The 25,711-nt window shown below is 69.1% G+C and carries 20 protein-coding genes; 3 read left to right on the top strand and 17 right to left on the bottom strand.

Annotated elements, in window-relative coordinates; genetic code table 11:
- Together ACHAA3_RS16580 and ACHAA3_RS16575 are read right to left on the bottom strand one after the other, a co-directional pair.
- Positions 1-1,413 (bottom strand): N-acetylmuramoyl-L-alanine amidase (locus tag ACHAA3_RS16580; RefSeq protein WP_435710200.1); only part of this gene is annotated, 1,413 nt, incomplete at its 3' end.
- 155 nt (positions 1,414-1,568) lie between these two features.
- Positions 1,569-2,939, bottom strand: a complete 1,371-nt coding sequence (locus ACHAA3_RS16575; protein ID WP_435710199.1) for an NAD(P)H-quinone dehydrogenase — start codon at positions 2,937-2,939, stop codon at positions 1,569-1,571.
- Here ACHAA3_RS16575 and ACHAA3_RS16570 point away from each other — a divergent pair.
- Both ACHAA3_RS16570 and ACHAA3_RS16565 read left to right on the top strand, forming a co-directional pair.
- The gene (locus tag ACHAA3_RS16570) at positions 2,920-3,777 is read left to right on the top strand and encodes a purine-nucleoside phosphorylase (protein WP_435710198.1); all 858 of its coding nucleotides are present in this window, start codon (positions 2,920-2,922) and stop codon (positions 3,775-3,777) included. The two genes, ACHAA3_RS16575 and ACHAA3_RS16570, sit on opposite strands and share 20 nt — an antisense overlap.
- 13 nt (positions 3,778-3,790) lie before the next feature.
- Positions 3,791-5,410: a phospho-sugar mutase gene (locus ACHAA3_RS16565; protein WP_435710197.1), complete on the top strand. Its 1,620-nt coding sequence runs from the start codon at positions 3,791-3,793 to the stop codon at positions 5,408-5,410.
- 184 nt (positions 5,411-5,594) lie between these two features.
- Here the strand turns inward: ACHAA3_RS16565 and ACHAA3_RS16560 are convergent, their stop codons facing one another.
- From ACHAA3_RS16560 to deoC, 5 genes are all read right to left on the bottom strand, one after another.
- Positions 5,595-6,074, bottom strand: a complete 480-nt coding sequence (locus ACHAA3_RS16560) for a DUF222 domain-containing protein (protein WP_435710196.1) — start codon at positions 6,072-6,074, stop codon at positions 5,595-5,597.
- A gap of 79 nt (positions 6,075-6,153) precedes the next feature.
- Positions 6,154-7,716 (bottom strand): DUF2207 family protein, encoded by a 1,563-nt coding sequence (locus tag ACHAA3_RS16555; protein WP_435710195.1) that lies wholly within the window; start codon positions 7,714-7,716, stop codon positions 6,154-6,156.
- Positions 7,717-7,771: 55 nt separating this feature from the next.
- The gene (locus ACHAA3_RS16550; protein WP_435710194.1) at positions 7,772-10,540 is read right to left on the bottom strand and encodes an ExeM/NucH family extracellular endonuclease; all 2,769 of its coding nucleotides are present in this window, start codon (positions 10,538-10,540) and stop codon (positions 7,772-7,774) included.
- Entirely contained in the window at positions 10,537-12,816 is a 2,280-nt protein-coding gene (locus tag ACHAA3_RS16545) for a 5'-nucleotidase C-terminal domain-containing protein (RefSeq protein ID WP_435710193.1), read from the bottom strand. The genes ACHAA3_RS16550 and ACHAA3_RS16545 overlap by 4 nt, the downstream gene beginning before the upstream one ends.
- Positions 12,817-12,967: 151 nt before the next feature.
- The gene (gene deoC, locus ACHAA3_RS16540) at positions 12,968-13,687 is read right to left on the bottom strand and encodes a deoxyribose-phosphate aldolase (protein ID WP_435710192.1); all 720 of its coding nucleotides are present in this window, start codon (positions 13,685-13,687) and stop codon (positions 12,968-12,970) included.
- 43 nt (positions 13,688-13,730) lie between these two features.
- Between deoC and ACHAA3_RS16535 the strand changes: the two genes are divergently transcribed.
- Positions 13,731-14,330, top strand: coding sequence for a uridine kinase family protein (locus tag ACHAA3_RS16535; RefSeq protein ID WP_435710191.1), 600 nt, complete (start codon positions 13,731-13,733; stop codon positions 14,328-14,330).
- Here the strand turns inward: ACHAA3_RS16535 and ACHAA3_RS16530 are convergent.
- The 10 genes from ACHAA3_RS16530 to ACHAA3_RS16485 form a co-directional block, all read right to left on the bottom strand.
- Positions 14,315-15,397, bottom strand: coding sequence for an adenosine deaminase (locus ACHAA3_RS16530; RefSeq protein WP_435710190.1), 1,083 nt, complete (start codon positions 15,395-15,397; stop codon positions 14,315-14,317). The genes ACHAA3_RS16535 and ACHAA3_RS16530 overlap by 16 nt on opposite strands.
- Positions 15,398-15,435: 38 nt before the next feature.
- Positions 15,436-15,891: a MaoC family dehydratase gene (locus ACHAA3_RS16525; protein ID WP_435710189.1), complete on the bottom strand. Its 456-nt coding sequence runs from the start codon at positions 15,889-15,891 to the stop codon at positions 15,436-15,438.
- A gap of 84 nt (positions 15,892-15,975) precedes the next feature.
- Complete coding sequence (locus tag ACHAA3_RS16520) at positions 15,976-17,259, bottom strand: thymidine phosphorylase (protein WP_435710188.1); 1,284 nt, start codon at positions 17,257-17,259, stop codon at positions 15,976-15,978.
- On the bottom strand, positions 17,256-18,539 hold the full coding sequence (locus tag ACHAA3_RS16515) for a cytochrome P450 (protein ID WP_435710187.1): 1,284 nt from the start codon (positions 18,537-18,539) through the stop codon (positions 17,256-17,258). Before ACHAA3_RS16515 ends, ACHAA3_RS16520 begins: the two co-directional genes overlap by 4 nt.
- Positions 18,539-18,952 carry a cytidine deaminase gene (locus ACHAA3_RS16510; RefSeq protein ID WP_435710186.1) on the bottom strand — a complete coding sequence of 138 codons (414 nt, stop codon included), beginning with the start codon at positions 18,950-18,952 and terminating at the stop codon, positions 18,539-18,541. The genes ACHAA3_RS16515 and ACHAA3_RS16510 overlap by 1 nt, the downstream gene beginning before the upstream one ends.
- A 31-nt stretch (positions 18,953-18,983) precedes the next feature.
- On the bottom strand, positions 18,984-20,252 hold the full coding sequence (locus ACHAA3_RS16505) for an ABC transporter permease (RefSeq protein ID WP_435710185.1): 1,269 nt from the start codon (positions 20,250-20,252) through the stop codon (positions 18,984-18,986).
- The gene (locus tag ACHAA3_RS16500) at positions 20,249-21,367 is read right to left on the bottom strand and encodes an ABC transporter permease (protein WP_435710184.1); all 1,119 of its coding nucleotides are present in this window, start codon (positions 21,365-21,367) and stop codon (positions 20,249-20,251) included. Before ACHAA3_RS16500 ends, ACHAA3_RS16505 begins: the two co-directional genes overlap by 4 nt.
- Positions 21,364-22,950 (bottom strand): ABC transporter ATP-binding protein, encoded by a 1,587-nt coding sequence (locus ACHAA3_RS16495; RefSeq protein ID WP_435710183.1) that lies wholly within the window; start codon positions 22,948-22,950, stop codon positions 21,364-21,366. Before ACHAA3_RS16495 ends, ACHAA3_RS16500 begins: the two co-directional genes overlap by 4 nt.
- Before the next feature lie 83 nt (positions 22,951-23,033).
- Positions 23,034-24,110: a BMP family lipoprotein gene (locus ACHAA3_RS16490; RefSeq protein WP_435710182.1), complete on the bottom strand. Its 1,077-nt coding sequence runs from the start codon at positions 24,108-24,110 to the stop codon at positions 23,034-23,036.
- Positions 24,111-24,530: 420 nt separating this feature from the next.
- Positions 24,531-25,697: an amidohydrolase gene (locus ACHAA3_RS16485; protein WP_435710201.1), complete on the bottom strand. Its 1,167-nt coding sequence runs from the start codon at positions 25,695-25,697 to the stop codon at positions 24,531-24,533.
- Positions 25,698-25,711: the final 14 nt, after the last annotated feature.

Here is a 25,711-nt window from a genome sequence, read left to right as displayed (position 1 = left end):
GGCCCCCGCCTGCGCCCCCCACGACACATCCAACGTCGAAGTCGTCGCGCCCGACACCTTCAGACCCGCCGGCGCAGGCCACCGATAGCTCAAGCCCGAGCCGGCCGGCTCCCCGCCCCCCGCAGCGAGCCGGCGAGCCACGGCTGGCCGCATGCCGCCGCTGGACGTCACCCAGGAGTAGGCAGCCGCACCGGGGCACTCAGTGCCCACCACGTTGCGGTGCCCGGCGATGCGGTTTAGCCGCACTCCGCCGGAGACGTACGTACCAGTGGCGGGAATGCCGTGCAGCGCGAACTTCCACGCCGTCAGGTCGTTGACGGCGGCCTTCAATGCGGAGGTCGGAGCGGTTGAGCTGAACGTCCCCATCATCGAGATGCCAATGGTCTCCTCGTTGACCGTGCCATTGCCCGAGTGAGCGGCACGGACGCCCTTGTCGACGCCACCGGCGCGGCCCTCGAAGATCTGGCCGTACTTGTCGACCAGGAAGTTGTACCCGATGTCGCACCAGTTGCGACTACCGGTGTGATACGCCTGCGTCGCCTTGACGATGGACGCCGACTGCGACTTGGAGTAGTTGTTCGAGCCGGCCGTGTGGTGGACCACCGCACCGCGGGTCGATGCCCCGTACTGTGGATAGCTGCACCCACCGATGTTGGAGGCGCCCCACGAGGCGCGGGTGATGATGCGTGGCTTCGGGACGCCGGAGGCCGTAGCGGTCGCGAACGCCGCCGGTGCGACGTCGGGCACCTGGCCGGGGTCGACGGTCGACAGCGCCACGTCCTGCGGCTGCGCCCCGCTCGTGGAGATCACGCGCACCGCAGCCGCATCGGCCTGACCGACCCACTGGGGCTCGGTGCCGGGAACACCTTCGGTCGATGGCTCGACGTGGAGCTCGGTCCAGTCGGTCCAGGTGCCATCGGTGCGCCAGCGCGCCTCGACGCGGCTGCTGGAGGCGTCCAGCCCGCTGGACCAGGTGACGCCCAGCATGGAGAACGACTCGAGGTCCTGCGGCTCCAGCTCGGCGACGACGACGCCATCGGTGATGTGGACGTGGCCCTCTTCACCGTGTCCCTCGTCAAGGTTCTGCTCGTCCTCAGGAGCGGCGAGTGTCTCGGGCTCGCCCGCCTCTGGAGTGGCCTCGCCTTCCGGCACGGCCTCACCTTCAGGCACGGCCTCACCTTCGGGCACGGCCTCACCTTCGGGCACGGCCTCCTGCTCCGTGGGGATCTGCTCGGCCGGGTCGACGGTCTCGACGGCCGTGTCGCGCACCTCGGCGGGGGTGCCGGACACGTCCTGGGTCTTCACCGACGCATTGACCTCGGCCATCGGGTCGTGCAGTACCAGACCTGATCCGAGCAAGGCAAAGACGGACAGGGGAATGAGCCCACGGGAGACGATGCGTCCGAGAGTCATGGCGACGGGTTCCGATCGGTCGAGAACGAGACGAGGTGAGGACGCCGAAGCATTTCTCAGGCTTGATTAGACACGACTTTGGTCCCAGTAACCACATCAGTCACAGAAGAACACCGCTGTAATTCAAGACCGTGCTGGTCAGGGGCCTACGGGACTTAAGTCGGTCGGTGCAGGCGGCGTGCCGCTTCGCCGATCGAGCCCGACAACGAGGGGTAGACGGTGAACGAATCGGCGAACTGATCCACGGTGAGAGTGGCCGTCACGGCCAGCGACACCGCATGGATCAGCTCGCTGGCGCGCGGTCCCACCACGACTCCACCGATGATCGTGCCCACGCCGGGCCGAGCGAACAGCTTCACGAAACCGTCGTGCACGCCCTGCATCTTGGCCCGCGGATTGGACGTCAGCGGCAGCATCGCCATCTCGGCGGCGATGTCACCACCGTCGACCTGCTGCTGCGAGACACCCACGGTGGCGATCTCCGGAGACGTGAAGACGTTGCTGGCGACCGTCGCCAGGTCGAGCGGACGAACGGCGTCGCCCAGCAGATGGGCCATGGCGATGCGGCCCTGCTGCGCAGCCACCGAGGCGAGCATCAGCACCCCGGTGCAGTCCCCGGCGGCGTAGATGCCGCGCACAGACGTCCGCGAGACCCGATCGACGTCGACGAACCCACGATCGTCAAGATCGACGCCGGCCTCGACCAGGCCCAGATCGGCGGTGTTCGGGATCGAGCCGAGCGCCAGCAGGCAGTGCGATCCCTCGACGGTCCGGCCGTCGGTCAGGGTCACGACGACCCTGTCCCCCACACGCTCGACCGACTGCATGCGCGACTGGTCCAGCACCGTCATGCCTCGACGGGTGAAGACGTTCTCGATCACGGCTGCGGCGTCGGCGTCCTCGCCGGGCAGCACCTGATCACGACTCGACACGAGCGTGACCTCGGCTCCCAGTCCGTTGTACGCGCTGGCGAACTCCGCTCCGGTGACACCCGACCCGACCACGATCATGTGCTCGGGCACGTCGCGCAACGTGTAGACCTGCTCCCACGTGAGGATGCGTTCACCATCGGGTTGGGCCTCGGAGCTGACCCGCGGGTGAGCACCGGTCGCCACCAGGATCGCGTCGGTGGCGAGGGTCTGCTCGCCGTCCGACGTGCTGCACACGACGGTCGAGGAGTCGACGATCCGTGCGGTCCCGATCAGCACCGTCACGTTGCTCGTCTCGAGACGCTGCGCGATGTCCGCCGACTGCGCCAGTGCGAGTCTCAGCACTCGCTTGTTGACGGCGTCCAGATCGGGACGTACAGCCGACGGGACCTTGACCCCGAGCTCGGCGGACGCCCCCACATCGGTCATCAGGTCCGAGGTCGCGATCAATGTCTTGCTCGGCACGCAGTCGGTGAGCACGGTGGACCCACCCACACCGTCGCGCTCGATCAGCGTCACCTGTCCGCCCAGCCGCGAGGCGACCAGGGCCGCTTCATATCCGCCGGGCCCGCCGCCGATGATCGTCACGTGCGTCACGTCACCAGTCTCGCGCATCGGCTCACGTACAGTTCGGCGGGTGGACACGACTGCAGCAGCACACGAAGCCGCGGATGCCCTGAGGGCCACGATCGGGGAGCCAGAAGCCGTCTGGGACGTCGCGCTGGTGATGGGATCGGGCTGGTTGCCGGCTGCCGACGCGCTCGGGGAGCCCGAGCACGAGATCGCGCTGGCCGACCTGCCCGGGTTCAGCGCCCCGGCCGTCGCGGGTCACGGTGGCACCCTGCGCTCCGTTCGTGTCGGAGACAAGCGACTGCTGCTGTTCCTGGGTCGCACGCACTTCTACGAGGGCAAGGGCGTTGCGGCCGTCGTGCACGGGGTGCGCACGGCGGCGGCGGCGGGCGTACGGACCCTGGTGCTGACCAACGGCTGCGGAGGGCTGAACCCGGCCTGGAGCCCCGGCACCCCGGTGCTCATCAGGGACCACATCAACATGACCATGCAGACTCCGCTCGAGGGCCCCACGTTCATCGACCTGACCGATCTGTACTCCCAGCGATTGCGCGATCTGGTCCATGAGGTCGATCCCAGCCTCGACGAGGGCGTCTACCTGCAGCTGACGGGTCCGCAGTACGAGACCCCGGCCGAGATCGGCATGATCCGAGCCCTCGGCGGGGATCTGGTCGGCATGTCCACCGCCCTCGAGGCGATCGCAGCCCGTGAGGCCGGTCTGGAGGTGCTGGGGTTGTCGTTGGTCACCAATGCTGCAGCCGGCATGACCGGCGAACCGTTGAATCACGCAGAGGTCCTGGAGGCCGGCCAGGCGGCGGCAGCCCGGATGGGCGCCTTGCTCAGTGACGTCATCCCGCGGATCTGACATCGTGGGCAGCATGGACCACGAGCTGCAGGAGCGCGCCGAGGCGTGGCTGACCCAGGACCCAGACCCTGTCACCCGCGAGGAGCTGCAGGCCCTGATCGACGCAGACGACTCCACCGCCCTCGAGGAGCGGTTCTCCGGGCGTCTGCAGTTCGGCACGGCGGGCCTGCGGGGCGCGCTGGGCGCCGGCCCCCAGCGCATGAACCGGGTGATCGTGGCCCAGGCCGCGGCCGGATTGGCCGACTACCTGCTGCAGCACGACCACGCCCCCAGCGTGGTCGTGGGGTACGACGCCCGCCACAACTCTGAGCGCTTCGCCCGCGACACCGCCGAGATCATGGCGGGTGCGGGCGTCACGGCGCACCTGCTGCCCGAGCACCTGCCGACGCCGGTCCTGGCCTTCGCGATCGGCCACCTGGGCTGCAGCGCCGGCGTCATGGTCACTGCCTCGCACAATCCCCCTCAGGACAACGGCTACAAGGTCTACCTGGCCGACACCAGCCAGATCGTGCCCCCGGCCGACACCGACATCTCCGCGGCGATCGACGCCGTCGGACGAGTCGACGAGATGCCGCGATCGACCGAGTACGTCACGCTCGGTGACGACGTCGCCGCGGCCTACGTCGCGGCTGCAGCCGCGTGTGCGCAACCCGGACCCCGTGACGTCATCGCGGTCTACTCCCCCATGCATGGCGTGGGACGCGACACCCTGGTCGAGGTGGTGGCTCACGCGGGGTTCATTCCCCTGCACGTGGTGCCGGAGCAGGGCGACCCCGATCCGGACTTCCCGACCGTGGCGTTCCCCAATCCGGAGGAGCCCGGGGCGATGGACCTGTCCCTCAAGCTCGCCTCGAACGTCGGCGCCGACCTCATCGTCGCCAACGATCCCGACGCCGACCGCTGCGCAGTCGGCGTCCGCGACGGTGAAGCCTTCCGGATGCTCTCCGGCGACCAGACCGGTGCCCTGCTCGCTGACGTGTGCTTGCGGCGCGGGTTGACCGGGACGTATGCAGCCTCGATCGTGTCGTCGGACCTGCTGGGCCGCCAGGCTGCTGCCCACGGCCAGCCGTGGCAGCAGACACTCACCGGGTTCAAGTGGATCGGCAAGATCCCCGATCTGGCCTTCGGGTACGAGGAGGCGCTGGGATACAGCGTCGCGCCGCACATCGCTCGGGACAAGGATGGCGTGACGGCGATCCTCGCGGTGCTGGAGATGGCAGCCGCGCTGAAGAGCGAGGGTCGCACCCTGCTGGACCGCCTGGACGACATCTACCGTGAACACGGTCTCCACACCACCGGACAGCTTTCGGTGCGCGTCGAGGACCTGTCGATCATCGCGACGGCCATGCAGACGCTGCGCTCCACTCCCCCCACGACGCTGGGCGGACTGGCCGTCACCTCGGTCGACGACCTCGCCGACGGCTACCGCAGCCTTCCTCCCACCGACGGCATCCGTCTCGGGCTCGAGGGCGACACGCGAATCATCTGTCGCCCGTCGGGAACCGAGCCCAAGCTCAAGTGCTACATCGAGGTGGTCCGCGAGGTGGACGGTTCCATCGAGAGCGCACGCGAGTCATCGACCGAGACCCTGGAGTTGATCAAGGCCGATCTCGCGACCGCTCTCGGGCTCTGACACCTGGACTCCCGAACGGGAACCGCGCCGACGGCCAGTAGCGGGGTGGGTTCGGCGTCGAAGGCCTGGCCGGAGGGCAGGCTCCACCTGAGGACGCGGTGACTTGTGAGGATGCGGTGGCGCTGGCAGGGCGAACAGGGCCGACACCCCATCGTCACCGCGGCGCACATCGACCCGACGATCCTCACGGCGCAAGGTCGGTCTCGACCCGGTCCACGAACTGCCGCAACCACCGCCGCAGCTCAAAGACGGTGTGGGACTGGGCGTAGGCGAGGACACTCTGGTCGAGACGAACGGAGGACTCATCGCGTTGCAGCAGCTCGACCGTGGAGGAGATCTCGCGCAGGCGTGCCTCGTTGATGGTTCCGTCGCGGAACGCCAACCACACCCGCGGCGTGTGCTCACGCACCCGATCAGCCGATGCCAACCGGCCATGAACCTGGGCCTCGGACAATCCCATCGCCTGACCGATGTCCGAAGCAATCGCCGCCAGTTCGATCTGACGCTGAACCGGCTGCTCCAACTCAGCGATCTGGTCGTACTTACTGTCGCGGTACCCGATCATCGCCTCGGTCTCCCGGGCCTCCGCACGAGCACACACGCGAGCGAGCTCAGTCAGACGACCAGTCTTCAACTCGTTCTCGGTGCTCTCGTGGTTGCTCATGTGTCGAACCTAGTGGCACCCTCCGACATCAACCTTCACACCGGAAACCCGGTGTGAACAGCCTCTCAGTCGGACGTTCTCACGTTCCTCCGGCAGCTCCACCACCGCCGCCCGCACCGCCGCCAGAGGTGGTTCCGGTACCGCTGCTGCTCGCGAACACCCCGGAGAAGGCAGCCCACGGAAAGATCGCCGGGTTGGCCGATGCGGACCCGGCGGGTGCGGTGAAGGCGCGCAGGCTGCTGGCTGATTCACCATCAGCGGCGGCATCCAAGCGCTTCTTCAGGTTGCTGCCGAGATTCATCGCGATGACGTCGGGAAGCGCAGCGTCGAGATCGAGGACGAGGGTGTCGTCCTTGCCTGCCTCCTTGATCCCCTCGCGATAGGCCTCCCACGGCCGCGCCGCATCACGACCCGCCGCCGACAGCTTGGACCGGCTCACGGCGAAGATGAAGGTGAGCAGGACCAGTGCACCGGCAGGTACCGCGGTCACCAGCATCAGCTGCGCCCCAGCCGAGGTGACGACGAGCGCAAAGATCAGGAGCATCGAACCCAGCGCGGCGAGGATCGTCACGGTCAGCATCGCTGGCCCGTACCCCGGGTCGAGCCACCCTCTGGCCCGAAGATCCTCCCTGACGACCTTCTTGACCCGTGCCGCATCGCCTGCGACCTTGCCCAGGCTCTTGGCGTCGACCACGTCGTCGTGCGCCTGGTCCCTCAGCTGGTCCCAGACGGCGCGGTCGACCTCGTCACGCACCTTCGACTCATCGAGCAGCCGGATGCGCACCGTGCCCGTGGTGCCCCGGCTCGGCTCCTTCTCCTGCTCGATCACCACGGCGTCACGGGCGGCGAGGTCGAGGATCACCGCCGGCACGGCACTGGGCTGGGTGGCACCCAACGCCATGGCAGCGGCCCACGGTGCGCCCGTGTCCTGGTCCGGCCGAGTCCGAGTCGGCGACATCGGGGGTCGGGTTGGGCGAGGACGGCCCACGAAGATCCGCCCGAGCGTCCCGAGACCACCCAGCACGACGGCGAGACCGACCCACGGCAGCCACGTGGACCCGGGGCCACTCGCGAAGTCGTTCAGCCCGTTGGTCGGCGGGCCGTTGACGATGGAGCTGCCCAACCGATCGATGCCGGCGGTCAGACTGCCCGCGACGTCCCCGTCGCGCAGCGGTGGCACGATCGCATCCTCGATGATGTCTTCCTGCTCGCTGCCGGGCACGTTGCCGTCGTCGAAGGTGGAACCCACGAAGATGCCGGCGCGCGCCTCGTCGTCGGTGCCCGGCTCGCGGTTGACGAGGATGGCCCCCGCGGTGTCCTCGTCGGCGCCGGTGGTCGCGACCCACGCCTGCTGCAGGGCCTCGACCTGCTCGAGGGTGTCCTCGGGGTCGGCGTCGAGCTCCCGCACGACCACCACGACGTCAGCCCCCGTGTCGGCCTGCAGTCGGTCGAGCTGCTGCGCGACGTCGAGGACGTCGTCCTCTGTCAGGGAGTCGCCCGTCGTGTCGTAGACGCGCTGGCCCGCTGCCAGGTCGGCGAAGTCGGTCGCGGATCCCTGCCCGCCGGTGCAGCCGGCCAGCACGAGCAGGCCCAGCAGGGTCGAGGCGACGAGGCGCGCCGGGATGCGACGGGTGGTCACCATGACCACATGCTGCCACGGGCGACCGCGCCGATAGAGGCCCGGCCGCCGATGGCCGTCAGCCCTTCCAGGCGTACGACGCGTCGGCCGGGCCGAGGGTGTCGTCGCCCTCGTAGACCAGCGACAGCGAGCGCTTGCCGCGCCCCACGCCGGTCAGCCGCACGGTGGCCTGCCCGTCGCGCACCGTGGCGACGCCGACCGTGCGCCGGCGGTCGAGCACCAGCAGTCGGCCGCCGTCGGCGGGCACCTCACCCCCGACGACGGACACCGAGATCGTGGTCCGGGGCGGGCCGGTCGTGCCCGTGACGGTGATGCGGGTCGGACCGATCTCCGGCTCGGGGTCGGCCACGACGGCGTTGAAGCCGACGATCGCCGGATCGTGATCGCTGGCCCGGAACGGACTCGCGTCGTACAGGTCGGTCACGTTGTTGCGGTACCGGCTGTACTCGCGACCGATCGACTCATCGGCGTTGATGTCCCACACGTCGGCACCCGTGACGTCCGCGTTCGCGGCCGGGGAGGCGAAGATGTGGTCGAGCGAGCCCAGCAGGCCACCGAACTGGTACGTGACCTTGTCGGTGTACCGCGCCGGCACGTTGACGTACCCCGCGTCCTCGAGCACCCGGATCGGGTCTTCCTTGCTGTACGCGTTGAAGTCGCCGGTCAGGAACAGCCGATTGGTGTCGGCAGCGGTCTGCTGCCGCTCGGCGAACGCGACCAGCTCGGTGGCCTGCCGCACCCGCGAGGCGTTGGAAGCGGCCTGGCCGTCACCGGTGTCGGCGTCGTCGCCGGATCCCGATCCCTTGGACTTGAAGTGGTTGACGATCACGACGAAGTCGTCGTCGGCGTCGCCACCGGTGGGGCGGAACTCCTGCGACAGCGGCTCACGTGCGTTGTCGAACGCCGGGGCGTCGTTGATGACCGACTCCCCCACCGGCTCGACCACGCCGACCCGGTGGATGAACGCCGTGCGGATGACGTCCTCGGACTCCGGCAGAGCGGCCGGTGATGTGACGGCAGCCCACTGCTCGCGGCCTGCCGCCTCGTTGAGCGCGCCGACGAGCGCCCTGAGCGCAGTGTCGCGATCAATGCCGAAGGCGGCGGAGTTCTCGATCTCCTCCAGCGAGACCACGTCAGCGTCGAGGGTGTTGATGGCCGCGACGATCTTGGCCTGCTGCCGGGCGAGGTTCACCGCGTCGGCGGCGCCGCGCGGACCGTCGGGGTTGCAGCGGTTGACCGTGACCCGGGCTCCCGTGCGATCGGTGTAGTACGTGCACGAGCCCAGGCCGTTCGCCTCGAAGATCTCGCCGGTGACCGTGAAGTAGTTCAGCACGTTGAACGACGCGATCGACACGTCGCCACCGACGTCCTGCGGTGCCGCCACCCGGGTGCTGCCGATCGTGATCGGCTCGTCGCCGCCGGCGAGCAGCTGCTGCGTGGGCTGCAGCTTCCAGAGGCTGTTCCGGAAGTCGAGCACGACCGGATCGGTGAAGGTCACCGGGGCCCCGGTGCGCACCTCGTTGTCGGGCCGCAGCCACGGCACCGGATCGTCCTGGCCGCCGCGCGTGTAGTTGACCGTGGCGCCGTCGTCGACGGTGACCAGTCGTCGGGCGTTCTCGGCCACGACGGCGTCGTACTCCGGCGTGCCCGGGCGGGCGACGTCGGTGGGCTGGGGCAGCCCGGTGTCGCCGGAGGCCAGCCCGATCTCGGCGAACGTGCTGGTCGCAAAATTGTTGGTCAGGGTGAAACCGCCCTGCGGCGCCAGCACCATGCCCTCGAGGCTCTCGCGCTCCTGCTCGGTGAGCGGGAAGGCGATGGTGGCGGGCTTGACCGCCTCGACCGGCTCGTCGAGCACGGTCCAGCCGCCCGCGGCCGGCGTGATCTCGGTGAGACCGAAGAACTCGGTCACCTCGCCGGTCACCTCCACGAGATCGCCGATCCGGACGTCGTCAGCCAGCGCCGCCGAGTAGCCGAAGATGCCGTCGGAGGTGTCGTGGGTGGCGAGGTCGAGATCGCCACCGGTACCGGGCGTCTGCAGGTACACGCCGTCGAGCCCGCCGGTCGGGTAGGCGGCGGTCACGACGCCGCGCGTGGTGACTGTGGTGCCCTCGAGCGGGCTGGCGGCACCGTCGCCCTGGATCTCGGCGATCGTGGCGTCGATGGCCGGACCGGGAGGCGTGACCACGCCACCGTCGCAGGCCTCGCCGCACGCCTGCGGCGTGGGAGCCGCGCCGGTCAGGTCGGTCGCGTTGTCGTCGGTGTCGATCGCGTCGGTGCGGTTCAGCGAGGCCGTCACGGAGTACTGCCGGGGGGCCGGGGCCGACCCCTCGTACGTGGCTGAGGCGCCGTAGCCCACGAGGTCGACCAGCTGGTCCGAGCCGAGCACGGCGGCCCGGTCGCCGGACAGTGCCGTGGTGGACGACACCAGGGCGAGCGTCCCGCCGTTGGTGTTGCCCGAGAACGCGATGTTCGACGTCACGTCGGGCGTGGGCAGCGCCGCACCGTTGGCGGCGTTGCTGTTGGCGCCGACGAGCAGCGTCCCCCCGGGCTCGATCTGGTGCTCGCCGAGCGGGATGACTCCGGTGAACGCGCTGGTCGAGGAGAACGACCGGTACTGGACCGACCAGCCGCTGACGTCGATGGCCTCGTCAGTGGGGTTGGAGAGCTCGACGTACTTGTTCAGGAACGTCGCACCCGAGCTGCCGCCGTTGAGATAGGCCTCGGAGATGACGACCTCGTCGCCGTCCGGGCTGGCCTGGACCGGGGCGGCGCCCAGGAGGCCTCCGACCAGGGCCGCTGCGAGCGCGAGCCCGCCCAGCCGCCTCATCGCCGACCACCCTTGGCCTTGATGGTGACGTCCAGGTCGGCCGCCGAGGGCGCGTAGGTCGCGTCGCCGGAGTAGCCGATCACCAGGGTGTGCGGGCCTGCTCGCAAGGAGCTGGTGTCGGCCTTGATGACGGTGGTCCCGTTGCGCACCACACCCGAGCCGATCTCTTCACCGTCTGCCGTGACGGTGAGCCCGCCGGTGGGACGGCCTTCCGAGCCGTCGAGCCGGACGCGAACCACCGTGCTCGACCCCTCCTTGAGGGACCCGCTGGCAGCGGCCGCGATCTCGGCCGACGGCTGGGCGGCGGCGACGTCGAAGGCGGGCAGGAGCGCCGTGGTGCCCGTCGGGAACGCCGTCACCCTGATGCGGGCCGAGCCGCTGAGATCGTCCGGGAGCGCGGCGGTCACGGTGGCGGCGCCACTGGTGACGGGGAACTCGCCGAGCGAGGTCTCGGAGTCACCCTGCACCAGGAACGCCTCGACCGTGGTGTTGGCCGGGCTGCCCTTCGACGTGAGGTCGAGCTTCGGGAGCGTGAAGCTGACCTCGTCACCGGCGGTGTACTCCGGCTGCAGGCCCTCGACCTGCACCGCGTGCCGGGCGAAGTCGGGCGCCACCGGGCTGTTCTCGGCGAGGTAGTCGATCCAGACCTCGTAGTCCAGCAGGCCCGTGTCGACGGCGGTGCCTTCGGCGAAGGCGCGGAAGTTGTCGCCGCCGGAGGCCAGGAACGACGGCACGGCCACGCGGTACGTGGCATCCGGGTCGATCTCGGCGCCGTCGACGCGCAACGAGGTGATGCGGTCGCCCTCGGTGCGGGTGGGATCGAACGTGTAGGCGACGTTGCTCGAGGTCCCCAGCTGCTGGTACGGACGCGACGGCACATTGCCCGCCGCGTCGCGCTGCCACTGCTGCTCGAAGACGGTCTTCAGCTGGGCGCCGGTCAGCGACACCGAGCTGAGGTTGTTGGTGAACGGCAGCACCGCGTTGGCCTCGGCGAACGTGACGACACCGTCAGCGTCGGTACCGCCCGTGCCGGCGAACAGCAGGTCGCTGCGCAGACCGCCCGGGTTGACGACCGAGAGGTCGGCGCCGGCCGGAGTGTCGGCGACACCGGCGAGCTGGGCGTCGGCCACCCGGTTGCCGAGGGTGGACTCCGCGCTGCGGTCGTCGCGGGCGCCATCGCGGAAGGCGGTGGTGAGGTCGGCGCTGATCTCGGCGACCGGCTGGTTGCCGACGGCCGCGGCGTTGGCCAGCGCGGCGTCGACGATCGTCTTGACCTCGGCGACCCGAGGGAACTGTCCGACGAGGGTCGCGTCGGCGGTGGTCGTGCGAGCGACGACCGAGGCGTCGTAGGCGCTGACCTCGCCGGTGTCCCCGTCGACGGTGAGGGCGATGCGACCGATGGCCTCGCCGTAGCTACCGGTCTGCAGGACCGGCCGGGTGTCGGTCTCCCCGGGGATCGGGCCGTCCCAGGCGTACTGCTTGTGGGTGTGGCCGGTGAAGATCGCGTCGACCTCGGCGTCGGTGCCGGTCACGATGTCGGCGAAGGCTCCGCCGGCGGCCACCTCCTCCTCGATCGTCGAGCCGTCGGGGACGCCGGCGCCCGCGCCCTCGTGGTAGGCCGCGACGATGACGTCGGGCGGCGTGGCCGACGCCTCGAGCTCGGCCACGGTCTCGTTGACCGCGTCGACCGGATCGGTGAACTCGAGCCCGGCGATGCCGGCCGGGGTGACCAGGGCGGGCGTCTCCTGCGTGACGGCGCCGACGACGGCGACGTCGAGGCCACCGACCTCGAACGTGTCGACGGCCTGCATGGCCGGCTCACCCGTGGTCGCGTCGACCACGTTGGCACCGAGGTAGTCGAAGTCGGCGCGGTCGGCGACGCGACCGGTCAGGTCGTCGAAGCCTCGGTCGAACTCGTGGTTGCCCACCGCCGAGACCGCGAGGTCGAGGGCGTTGAGCACGTCGATCGTGGGCTCGTCGTCCTGCGTGGCCGACGCGAACAGCGAGGCGCCGATGTTGTCACCCGCCGACATGAACAGCGTGCTGCCCTCACCGGCGTCCGCCCGCAGCTGCTCGATCGTGCCGGCCACCTTCACGGTGTTGGCGTCGATGCGACCGTGGAAGTCGTTGACGTCGAGCAGGGTGATGGTGACGTCGTCGGCGGCCTGGGCCGGTGCGACGACGAGCGTCGAGGCACCGAGCGCAGTGCCCACGACGACGGCGGCGAAGCCGCGGCGCAGGCGTGCACGCGAAGAACGAGGGGGCAGAACTGACACGGGTGTTCCCTTCCGGACCGGTTTGATCGTGGCCCGGACCCCCGGAACCACGTGTCCGCACAGACCACCGTGTTCGGGTGTCCACGTCAACAGCGCGAAGCCGCCCCGAGATGACGAGACGGTGAACTCTCAGGAGGACGAGTCGTCGCGATCAGTAGGACGAGTCGTCCGTGGCACCCGACCCGCTCCGGCCGTCCTCACGGGCGCGGGCGTCCTCGAGGATCGTCGCGGTGGCGCTGGTGCCGAACCGTGTGACGCCGAGCGCCTGCATCTCCAGGAGCGTGTCGAGGCCCCGCACCCCGCCGGAGGCCTTCACCTGGACGTCAGCACCGACCGAGGACCGCATGAGCCGCAGGTGCGGCACGGTGGCACCGCCGCCGGCGAATCCTGTGGAGGTCTTGACGAACGACGCCCCGGCCCGCTCCGCGGCCTCGCACCCGGCGACGATCTGGTTGTCGTCGAGCAGAGCGGTCTCCATGATCACCTTCACGACGTGATCACCGGCAGCCTCCACCACGGCGCGGATGTCGGCCTCGACGTCGTCGAGCAGTCCGCTGCGCAGCCGCGCGATGTTGACGACCATGTCGACCTCGAGTGCACCAGCCTCGATCGCCTCGGTGGCCTCGGCGACCTTGGTGGCCGTGGTGGTCGTGCCGTGCGGGAAGCCGATGACCGTGCAGACCGCGACGCCGGAGTCGGCCAGTCGCTGCACCGCGTGGGCGACATCGCTGGGACGCACACACGCACTGAAGACGCCATATCGTGCGACGAGGTCGAGCTCGGTGTCCAGGTCGGCGCGCGTGATCTCGGGCTTGAGGATGGCATGGTCGATCGTCTGGGCGATCTCGGCTGCGGTGAGTGCAAAGAACATGGTCACCAGTCTAGGAGTCTCGACCGACCACTATCCTCGTGCGGTGGGCACACCCGGAGGAGTCGTGATCGTCGCGGGCCCGTCGGGCTCGGGCAAGTCCCACCTGGCGGCCACCCTGGGGTGGCCCGTGCTGCGCCTCGACGACTTCTACCGAGATGGCGACGCACCGCACATGCCGGCCTCCAGCCTGGGCCTGGTCGACTGGGACAATCCCGCCTCCTGGGACGCCGAAGCCGCCGTGGCGGCCATCGCCGAGCTGTGCTCGACCGGCCGCGCCGAGGTTCCGGTCTACGACATCGCCACCAGCCGGCGCACCAGCACCCAGGTTCTGCACGCGCCCGGTGGACGATTCATCGCCGAAGGACTCTTCGCCCCCGAGATCGTCGACGCCTGCCGCGATGCGAACCTGCTCAGTCAGGCGATCTGCCTGCACCGGCATCGCCTGATCACCTTCGTGCTGCGCCTCGTCCGCGACCTGCGCGAGGGTCGCAAGTCCCCCTGGGTGCTGGCCCGCAGGGGATGGCGACTCCTGCAGGACGAGCCCCGCATCGTGGCCGACGCCGTCGCCCACGGATGCACCGCGATGTCGCCCCGCCGAGCCCGCGCCCTGCTTGCTGGCCCACCGCGTCAGAGAGCCGCGTAGCCGGGCTTGATCACCTCGTTGATCAGGCCGAGCCGGCGATCGAACGGCAGGAACGCACTCTTCATCGCGTTGATCGTGAACCACCGCAGGTCATCGAGCGAGTAGTCGAAGGCGTCGACGAGCAGCTCGAACTCACGCGACATCGACGTGCCGCTCATCAACCGGTTGTCGCAGTTGACGGTGACGCGGAAGCCGAGATCCTTCAAGGGCCCGATCGGGTGATCAGCGATCGACGTCATGCCGTGCACCGCACCGGTCTGCAGGTTCGACGAGGGGCACATCTCCAAGGGGATGCGGCAGTCCCGGATGTACGCAGCAAGCTCGCCCAGTGCGGGTCCGCCCGGAGCGTCGAAGTCGATGTCGTCGACGATGCGCACCCCGTGGCCGAGTCGTTCGGCGCCACACCGCTGGATCGCCTGCCAGATCGACGGCAACCCGAAGGCCTCGCCGGCGTGGATCGTGAAGTGGGCATTGTTCTCACGCAGGTACTCGAAGGCCTGCAGGTGCAGGATCGGCGGGAAGCCGTCCTCAGCCCCCGCGATGTCGAATCCGGCGACGCCGCGATCGCGATGCTCGACCGCGATCTCGGCCACCTCGAGGCCGCGCATCGCGTGACGCATCGCGGTAAGCAGCTGGCCGATCACGATCGGTTGGCCGGTCGCCTGTGCCTCGGACTGCCCCTGCTCGATGCCGGTCTGCACCGCCTCGACGGCCTCGCGCATCGTCAGACCCGCCGACAGGTGCTGCTCGGGTGCCCAGCGCAGCTCGGCATACACGCATCCATCTGCCGAGAGGTCGATCACGGCCTCGCGGGCGACGCGGGCCAGGTCCTCGGGGCGCTGCATGACCGCGACCGTGTGCACGAAGGTCTCGAGGTAACGCGGCAACGACCCGGAGCTGGAGGATTCTTCGAACCACTCCCCCAGCGCCAGCGCGCCCTCGGCCGGCAGGTCGTGGCCGATCTCGGCGGCGATCTCGACGACGGTCGCGGGACGCACTCCGCCGTCGAGGTGTTCGTGGAGCGCCACCTTGGGCGCCTGGACGATCTGTGCGGAGGTCGGCTTCACCCCCGCATCGTTTCACGTCGGTCGACGACCTCGTCGAATCAAGACGGCATCAGCAACGTGAGCGTCTCGGCCACACAGGCCGGCTTGTCCTCACCCTTGACCTCCACGGTGTGCTGCAGGATGACCTGCTGGCCGCGGTCGAGCTGATTGACCTCGAGGATCTTGACCCGGATGCGCACGAAGCTGTTCACGCACACCGGCGTGACGAACCGGACCTTGTTCAGACCGTAGTTCACCCGGGCGAAGTCGCCGGCGAAGGCGAAGACCTGCGCGCCGAGGCCGGGCAGCATCGACAAGGTGAGGTAGCCGTGGGCGATGGTGCTGCCGAACGGGCCGTCGGCTGCACGCTCGGGATCGATGTGGATCCACTGCCTGTCCCCGGTGGCGTCTGCGAACATGTCGATCCGTTCCTGACTGACCGACACCCACTCGCCGACACCCAGCTCTTCGCCGGCTGCCGCTGCAATCTCGTCGGGATCATTGAGAACTCGCATGTCATTACCTTCCGCGCTGCTGTGCTTGACGCCCGCTGGCCCGCCGCGGTCGGAGGGCGCTGATGTCGATGTGTCTCCGTGCCGTCATCGGACGCTGTCGATGATCACGGACTGGACCGGTGGCGCTTCGACGCCGATGTCATACCCGCCGTCGAGTGCGTCAACCGCTCGCCCGAATCGCTCAGGCGTGTCGGTGTGCAACGTCATCAGTGGCTGGCCAGCACGGACGGTGTCACCCGGCTTGGCGTGCAGGACGACTCCAGCGCCGGCCTGGACGGTCTCGCCGGGACGCGACCGTCCAGCACCCAGGCGCCACGCTGCCACGCCGACGGCCATCGCGTCGAGTCGCGTGACCACCCCGCTCTGGGGCGCCGTGATGACCTGATTCTCCCTGGCCGTGGGCAAGGCAGCGTCCGGATCGCCACCCTGGGCGCGAATCATCGCCCTCCAGGTGTCGAAAGCGCGACCGGAGGCCAGCACGTCCGCGGGGTCGACATCATCTCGACCAGCAGCGGTGAGCATCTCGCGGGCCAGTGCGAGGGTCAGCTCGACCACGTCGGCCGGGCCACCGCCCTGGAGCACCTCGACCGACTCGGCCACCTCGCAGGCGTTGCCGGCGGTCAGGCCCAGCGGTGTGGACATGTCGGTAATCAGCGCCACCGTTCTCACCCCGGCGTCGGTCCCCAGCTCCACCATGATCTGTGCCAATTGGTGAGCCTGATCTCGGCCCTTCATGAACGCCCCCGAGCCGGCCTTGACGTCCAGCACCAGCGCGCCCGTTCCCTCGGCGATCTTCTTGCTCATGATCGAGCTGGCAATCAGGGGAATGGCCTCGACGGTCCCGGTGACGTCCCGCAGCGCGTACAGCTTCTTGTCGGCCGGCGCGAGACCCGTTCCGGCAGCGCAGATCACGGCCCCGACGTCTTCGAGCTGACGCATCATGGCGTCGTTGTCGAGATCGGCGCGCCACCCAGGGATGGCCTCCAGCTTGTCGAGGGTTCCGCCGGTGTGGCCGAGCCCCCGACCCGACAGCTGCGGGACCGCCACACCGCACGCGGCGACCAGCGGTGCCAACGGGAGGGTGATCTTGTCGCCGACCCCACCCGTGGAGTGCTTGTCGGCCGTGGGCCAGGACAGACCGGAGAAGTCCATTCGCTCGCCGCTGGCGATCATCGCGTGGGTCCACCGCGAGATCTCCCGACGATCCATCCCGTTGAGCAAGATGGCCATCGCGAGCGCGGACATCTGCTCGTCGGCGACCACGCCCCGGGTGAAGGCGTCGACGACCCAGTCGATCTGGGCATCACTGAGCTCGAGCCGATCGCGCTTGGCCGCGATCACCTCGGTCGCATCGAAGCTCTCGGTCATCTCTCCACCTTCTCTTCCGCTGACGAGTCACGCAGACCCACTGACGAGTCACCCTCGCTCGGTCTACGTGACTCCTCGCTCGGTCTACGTGACTCCTCAGCGGGGAGTGCGTGGACCTGGATGCTCTCGAAGCCGCGCAGCACCCAGGTGGGGCGGCGCGCCGATGCGCCGACGAGCTCGAGCCGGGGGAAGCGATCCAGCAGGGCCGCGAGGCTGATCGACAGCTCCAGGCGCGCCAGCGGGGCGCCGAGACAGAAGTGCCGGCCCATCCCGAAGCCCACGTGGGGATTGGGATCGCGGCCGACATCGAAGCGGTCAGCACCGTCGAAGACGGCCTCGTCGCGGTTCGCCGATCCCATCAGGCACCAGATGACCTCGCCGGCACGCACCTGCGTGCCAGCGATGTCGACGTCGGCGGTCGCCGTGCGCTCGAACATCTGCAGCGGTGCGTCGAAGCGCAGGAGCTCCTCGAGCGCGACGTCCACCGGGACCTCGCCCGACGTGATGCGAGCCAGCTGGTCGGGAGCCGACAGCAGGGCGTGCAGCCCGTTGCCGAAGGTGTTGACCGACGCCTCGTGCCCCGCATTGAGCAGCAGCACCACCGATGCGACGAGCTCGTCCTCGGACAGGTTCGTGCCCTCCTCGCGCGCAGCGATCAGATCCGTGATGAGGTCCTCGCCCGGGTGATCGCGGCGATGCTCCACGACGTCGCGCACGTAGTCCCCGAACTGTTGCGACGCGGACACGGCGGCCGTCCGAGTGGCCGCGTCGACGTCGGGCTCGTACATGTGCACGATCGCCTGGGACCAGGCCCGCAGGTCGGCGTGATCAGCACGCGGCACCCCGAGGAGATCGGCGATGACATACACCGGCATGGGTTCGGCGTAGTCGGCCAGGGCGTCGAATGAATCCCCCAGGTCGGCGACCATGCTGGCCGCCAGCGACTCGATCCGCGGCCGCATCCGCTCGACGTGACCGCGCCCAAACGCCTTCGAGACGAGCGAGCGAAGCCTGCGGTGAGCCTGATCTTCGCTTTCCATCATCTGGTTGCGATGCAGGGTGTTGAACGGCTCCATCTCGTCGACCGGTTCGTGATCGGACCAGATCCGGCCGAGGTCGCGGTGCCGCAGCGCCTGGCTGACGGCGTCGTGGGTAGTGGCGAGCCAGCGTCCCTCGCCGTGGGCGATCAGGGGCCCCATCGAGCGCAGCCGGGCGAGGGTCGGGTATGGATCGGCGACGAAGTTTGGGCCCGACAGGTCGACCGGGGCAGGTGCCGCCATCAGGCGAGATCGTCGGCGCCGAAGGCGTCGGGCAGGACGTCGGCCATCGACAAGACCCCGCGCGGCGACATCAGCTGCAGATCGGGGCCACCGTTCTCCCAGAGCAGCTGACGGCACCGTCCGCACGGCATGAGCGGCTCGCCGGATGAGTCGACGCACGCCACGGCGCGCAGTCGACCTCCACCCGTGGCGTGCAGCGCTGAGACCATGCCGCACTCCGCGCACAGGCCGATGCCGTAGGAGGCGTTCTCGACGTTGCACCCGAGCACGACACGCCCGTCGTCAACGAGTCCGGCAGCGCCGACCTTGAAGTTCGAGTACGGCGCGTACGCACGTCCCATCACCTCGGTGGCGTAGCGACGAAGTGCGTCCCAGTCGACGGGAGCGTCGGCTCCTGTGATTCCCAGACTCATCGGTCTGTCCTCCCTCGAGCTTGCGAGTGGGTCATCCCGCGGAGCCCTTGCGATAGGTCTTGCCGACTGCTGCCGGCATGCGTAGCCGTTGCGAGAACAGTGCCAGCACCAGCAACGTGGTCACGTAGGGGGTCATGCCGGTGAGATCCTCGGGAATCGAGTCGGTCAGCGCGTAGAGAACGCCGATCGCCACGCCCATTCCACCGCTGACGTAGGCGGCGGTGATCGTTCCCTTGCGCACCTGCCAGGCAGCCAGCAGGATCAGGCCGACTGCGACCAGGAGCAGGAGTCCGTGGATCGTGTCTCCGCCGCCGCGCAGACGCAACGTGTCGGTGTAGCCGAACAGGCCGGCACCGGCCAGGAGACCTCCGGGCCGCCAGTTGCCGAAGATCATGGCGGCGAGACCGATGTAGCCGCGTCCGCCGGTCTGGCCGTCGCGGAAGGTGCTGGAGGCGACGAGTGCGAGAAATCCGCCCGCCAGTCCGGCGAATCCGCCCGAGATGATCACGGCGGTGAACTTGTAGCGGATCACGTTGACACCGAGCGACTCGGCCGCAGCGGGGCTCTCGCCACAGGACCGTAGACGCAGACCGAAGCCGGTGCGCCACAGCACCACGTAGGTGAGCACGAACAGCGACAGGCACAGGAGGGTGAGGACCGACAGGTTGGTGACCAGGGCCCCGCCGATCGAGGCGAGGTCGGACACGAAGAACCACCCCTTGTCCTCCACGTCTCGCAACGGCTCGGACAGTCCGGACACCGTGATGGCAGGCAGACTGTCGATGGTCGGGGACTGGGTCGCTCCGCCACCGGGCAGTCCGGTGAAGTACAGCCCGGCGAGGTACTGGACGGCGCCCGCGCCGATGATGTTGATCGCGACACCCGACACGATGTGGTCCACGCCGAACGTCACCGTGGCGATCGCGTGCAGCAGGCCGCCGACCGCACCGAGCAGGATCGCCCCGACGACGCCCTGCCACGGCCCGTAGAAGTAGCCGAAGTATCCAGCCCCGAAGGTACCGAGGATCATCATTCCCTCGAGGCCGATGTTGACGATGCCCGCTCGCTCGGCCCAGAGGCCACCGAGTCCGGCCAGGCCGATCGGGATCGCCGCGACGAGGGTGGCGCTCACGGTGCCGGAGGAGTCGAGGTCATCTGCCCCGGTGATGATTCGCAACAGCGAGATCAGCACGAGCACGCCAGCGAGCCCGATCATGATCCAGCCGATGCTGAGCCGCGGACGTCGCTTCTTCGCGGGGGCCGGCTGAGCAGCGGTGGGGTTGCCCGCGATGGTGCTCATGCCCGGACCTCCTTCGAGTCAGCGGCCGGAGGTGCGTCGTCGCCGAGGGAGGCAGCGACACGGCGCTGCTCGATCCCGACGGAGTAGCGCCGCACCACCTCGTAGGCGATCACGACGGTGAGCACGATGGTGCCCTGCGTGATCTTGACGATGTCGGGCGAGACGTTCAGGACGATCTGCAGTGGGTTGGCCTGCTCGTCGAGGAACGCGAACAGCACCGCGCCCAGGGCGATGCCGACCGGATGGTTGCGGCCCAGCAACGCGATCGCGATCCCGGCGAAGCCCAGTCCGGACTGGAAGGTCGACCCGTAGGCGTAGGCGTCGCCGAACAGCAGCGGCAGTCCCACGAGCCCGGCGATCGCGCCGGACAGCAGCATCGAGATGACGACCATGCGCTTGACGTTGATACCGCTGGCCACGGCCGCCGACTCCGAAGATCCCGTCGCGCGCAGGTCGAACCCGAACCGGGTGCGGTTCAGCACGAACCCGTATGCGACACCGACCACGACCGCGAGGATGAGCAGGCCGTAGACCTGCGTGGGGGTGTCGGAGAACAGTGTGAATCCCCCGATCCGGCTGCCTTCGGGCACCGGCTTGGTCGACACGATGTTGCTCGATCCGCCGTCGACCGCCGCTTTGCGCAGGAGGTAGGCCACCAGGGCCGTCGCGGTGAGGTTCAGCATGATCGTGGAGATGACCTCGCTGACCCCTCGCGTGACGCGCAGCAGACCGGCGATACCGGCCCAGGCAGCACCCGCGAGCATGGCCGCGAGGACGGCGAGCGCGGTGTTCAGGTACCCGGGAAGCCATGCCTCGCCAGCCACGACCGCCGCCGCGAAGGAAGCGACCCGGTACTGGCCGTCGACGCCGATGTTGAACAGGTTCATCCGGAAACCGATCGCCACCGCAACGGCCGAGAGGTAGTACACGGTCGCGGAGTTGATGATGTTCACGTATCCGCGGTGCGTGGGGAAGCTCAGGATCTGACCCCACACGCCCGAGACCGAGTCACCGGCGAACAGCAGCACGAGACTGGTGATGAGAAAGGCCGCCACGAGGGCGAGCGCCGGAGCGCCCACCGCCAGTGCGATGCGGGTGGTGCGGGGACTGCTCACGAATCTGCTCCCGTCATGGCCGATCCGAGGTCGGTCGGTGTGACGCTGCTCGGATCGAACTCCGCACTGATGCGACCGCGCAGGATGACGCGGATGGTGTCTGACAGGCCGATCAGCTCGTCGAGGTCGGCCGAGATCAGCAGCACGGCAAGACCTTCGCGTCGCGCGTCCTTGATGTGGCCCCAGATGGCGGCCTGCGCGCCGACGTCGACGCCGCGGGTGGGGTGGGCTGCGATCAGCAGCACGGGGTCGCCGGCCATCTCACGTCCGACGATCAGCTTTTGCTGATTGCCGCCGGACAGTGCGCCGACTGCCGTGTCGATGCCCGGCGTGCGGACGTCGTAGTCGGCCACGATGCGTTCGGTGTCGCGCCGTGCGCCGGCGCGGTCGATGAGCGGCCCGGTGACGTTGGGCTTGCGCGTCTGGTGACCCAGCACGCGGTTCTCCCACAACGAGGAGTCCAGCAGGAGTCCGTGGCGATGACGGTCCTCGGGGATGTACCCGATGCCCGACTCGCGGCGTTGCCGCGTCGACAGCGTGGACACGTCGGTGCCGGCGAGCTGGATGGAGCCCGTCGACGCGGAGCGCATGCCCATGATCGACTCGACCAGCTCGGCCTGGCCGTTGCCCTCGACACCGGCGATGCCCAGGATCTCGCCAGCGTGGATGGTCAGGTCGATGTCGCTGAGCAGCTGACGCCCGGTCTCCGAGCCCAGCCCGAGGTCGCGCACCTCCAGGACGACCCGGTCGGTGACCGTGGAATCCTCGGTGGCCGGCGTGGGCAGCTCTGAACCCACCATCATCTCGGCCAGCTGGTGCGAGTCGACCGAGTCGGCTGCGACGGTGTCGATGGTCGCTCCACGACGGATCACCGTGACCTCGTCAGCGACCGACAGCACCTCGTCGAGCTTGTGGGAGATGAAGATGACCGACAGACCCTCGGTCTTGAGCTCGCGCAGGTTTCCGAACAGCTCGTCGACCTCCTGAGGGACGAGCACCGCAGTGGGCTCGTCGAGGATGATGATCGACGCTCCGCGATACAGCACCTTCAGGATCTCGACACGTTGCCGGGCCCCGACGCCCAGCTCCTCGACCAGGACGTCGGAGTCGACGTCGAGGCCGTAGGCGTCGGAGATCTCGGCGATGCGGGCACGGGCGCGATCGCCGATGCCGTGCAGCTTCTCCGCGCCGAGCACGACGTTCTCGAGAACGGTGAGGTTGTCGGCGAGCATGAAGTGCTGGAACACCATGCCGACACCGGCGGCGATGGCATCAGCGGGTGAGGACAGTGTCACCTGCCGGCCGCCGACCTCGATGGTGCCCGAGTCGGGCTTCTGCACGCCGTAGAGGATCTTCATGAGCGTGGACTTGCCGGCCCCGTTCTCCCCCACGATCGCGTGGACGGTGCCGCGCCGGACGTCGATGTTGACGTCGTGGTTGGCGATGACGCCGGGGAAGGTCTTGCCGATGTCGCGCAGGCGAACGACGATGTCGCCGGCGGCCCCGCTCTGATCGGCCCCACTCTGATCGGCCCCGCCCTGGTCAGGCAGGTTCCGTGCTGTCGAGGAGCTCAGCTCCCTCACCTCCGGGATAAAGACGACGCGACCCGGGCCTCACGCTATCGCGAGACCCGGGCCACGTCTGCAGTCAGGACGTGCGTGAACGATCAGCTGGAAGGAACCGTGATCTCGCCGTCGATGATCTGCTGCTTGAACTCCTCGAGCTGGTCGGTGATGTCGTCGACCTGTCCGCCGGTGGTGGAGTAGCCGACGCCGTCGACCGAGAGGTCGTAGACGGTCGGACCGCTGGGGGCGTCGCCGCCCTCGACCGCTTCGAGGTAGTCGAACACCGCGACGTCGATGTTCTTGAGCATCGAGGTGAGGATGACGTCCTTGACCGAGTCGTCAGCCGTCAGTGCCTGGTCCGAATCGACGCCGATCGCCATGGCGCCGGCCTCGGAGGCGGCCTCGAAGACGCCGCCACCCGAGCCGCCAGCGGCCTGGTAGACGATGTCCGCGTCGTTGTCGAACATGCCCTCGGCCGCCGTCTTGCCCTTGGCGGGGTCGCCGAAGCCGCTGAAGTCCGGCGGCTGGGTCAGGTAACGCGCCTGGACCTCGATGTCAGGCGTGACGGCCTGGGCGCCTGCGGTGTAGCCGGCCTCGAACTTCTTGATGAGCGGGGTCTCTACACCACCGACGAAGCCGATGTTGTCGGTCTCGGACTTGAGCGCGGCGGCAGCGCCGACCAGGAACGATCCCTCTTCCTCGGCGAAGACGAGGTTGGCGATGTTGTCGCCTTCAGCGAGGTCGTCGACGATGGCGAAGTCGATGTCAGGGTTGGCTGCGGCGACCGCGGCGACTGACGGCGAGTACGCGAAGCCAACGGCGATGACCGGGTTGAAGCCGGCATCCACCAGCTGCTGCAGACGTCCCTCGCGGGCCGACTCGGCCTCGCCGTCCTGGGCCTCTGCGGTCTGGACCGTCAGGCCCAGATCGCAGGCGGCCTTGTCCAGCCCGGTGGCGGCGGAGTCGTTGAACGACTGGTCGCCCCGTCCGCCGACGTCGAAGGCCATGCCGACCTTCTTGTCGGGGTCGGCCTCGACGCAGTCTTCGCCGCCGCTGCCTGCGCTGTCATCGCTCGCGCTGTCGTTGCGCGCACACCCGGTCAGCACCAGAGCCAGCACGCCGGTGACGGCGATGCCCTTGACTCCGGTGGTGGTGATGGCTTGAGTCAGTCGACGCAAGATTCCTCCTCGAAATGGGGGCCGGAGGTCCGGCACGAGACGACACTAGGCCTTGGCCGTCGCACCGGGGAGGCCCTTGCCGCCAAAACCGCACCCCGTAATCGAAACGTCACCGACCAGAGATGCCCGGCCGCAGCGTGTCGGCACGCATCCATGGGCCGAGCGAAGCGAGGCAGGCGCCCGGGCGAAGCCCGGCAGCCGTGAGGAACGAACGGCTGAAGCTGCGAGGAACGAGCGGTGCGCCGTGAGGAACGAACGGCTGAAGCTGCGAGGAACGAGCGGTGCGCCGTGAGGAACGAACGGCTAAAGCTGCGAGGAACGAGCGGTGCGCCGTGAGGAACGAACGGCTAAAGCTGCGAGGAACGAGCGGTGCGCCGTGAGGAACGAACGGCTGGAGCTGGGAGGAACGAGCAGCGCGCCTCAACCGACGGCAGCCATCGCGAGCACCCGAGCCCCGATGGCGATGGCGCGCTCGTCGGCGCGGAAGTTCCCTTGGTGCAGGTCGTAGGTGGGACCGTCGGGCGTGCGGGTGCCGAGGCGTCCCAGTGAACCGGGGACCGTCTCGACGTACCAACCGAAGTCCTCTCCCCCGAGGCTCTGACTCGTGCCCGCGACGCCGCCGGGCCCGACCGAGCTGGCCACGGCTCGGCGCAGGGTCTCGGTCGCGGCGAAGTCGTTGGCCACCGGTGGAACTCCGCGCGTGTAGGTGACGTGGGCGGTCACGCCGTAGGGCGCGACGATCTGCGCGATGAGCTCACGCACGAGATCCTCGGCCCGGTGCCATGCGCCGGCGTCGAGCATGCGCAGGGTGCCACTGAGCTCGCCCGTGGCGGGGATGACGTTCACGGCCCGCCCCGAGCGGACCTCTCCCCACACCATGCTGGCGCCCGCACGTGGGTCGAACCGGCGCGACAGCACGGCCGGCAGCTGGGTGAGCAGGGTGCCGAGGGCGAAGGTGAGATCCTCGGTCAGGTGCGGTCGGGACGTGTGTCCGCCCCTGCCGGTCAGCACGACGTCGACCTGGTCGGCCGCCGAGGTGATGGGGCCCTCGCGCAGACCGACCTGTCCGACGTCCAGTGACGGATCGCAGTGCAGGGCGAAGATTCGCGAGACACCGGCGAGCGCTCCGCCCGAGACGAGCTTGAGCGCCCCTCCGGGCATGACCTCCTCGGCGGGCTGGAAGATCAGCCGGACCCGCTGGGGCAGCGGGGACTGGGCGTGGGCCTGGGACAGGGCGACGGCCGCGCCGACCAGGGCGGCCACGTGCACATCGTGTCCGCAGGCGTGCGCGACACCGGGAACGGTCGAGCGCCACGGGTCGTTCGAGGTGTCGTCGACCGGCAGCGCGTCCAGGTCGGCCCGCAGCGCCACCATCGGCCCCTGGGCGGGCCCGATCTCGGCGATCAGGCCCGTTCGGTCCAGTCGCTCGTGCTCGACACCGAGCTTCTCCATCCAGGTCGCGACCAGATCAGTGGTGCGTTCCTCCTGCCACGACAGCTCCGGCGAGGCGTGCAACGTGCGGCGCAGCTCGATCAGATCTGGAGTGACGACCTCGATCGCGTGGGCGAGCTGTGACGACACCGACATCTGGCGAGGGTATC

Origin of the sequence: Aeromicrobium sp. CF3.5 (assembly GCF_051262695.1) — a bacterium.
Lineage (GTDB): Bacteria > Actinomycetota > Actinomycetes > Propionibacteriales > Nocardioidaceae > Aeromicrobium.
Note: the sequence above shows the minus strand (reverse complement) of the source record. Positions and strands in the feature narration are given on the sequence as shown.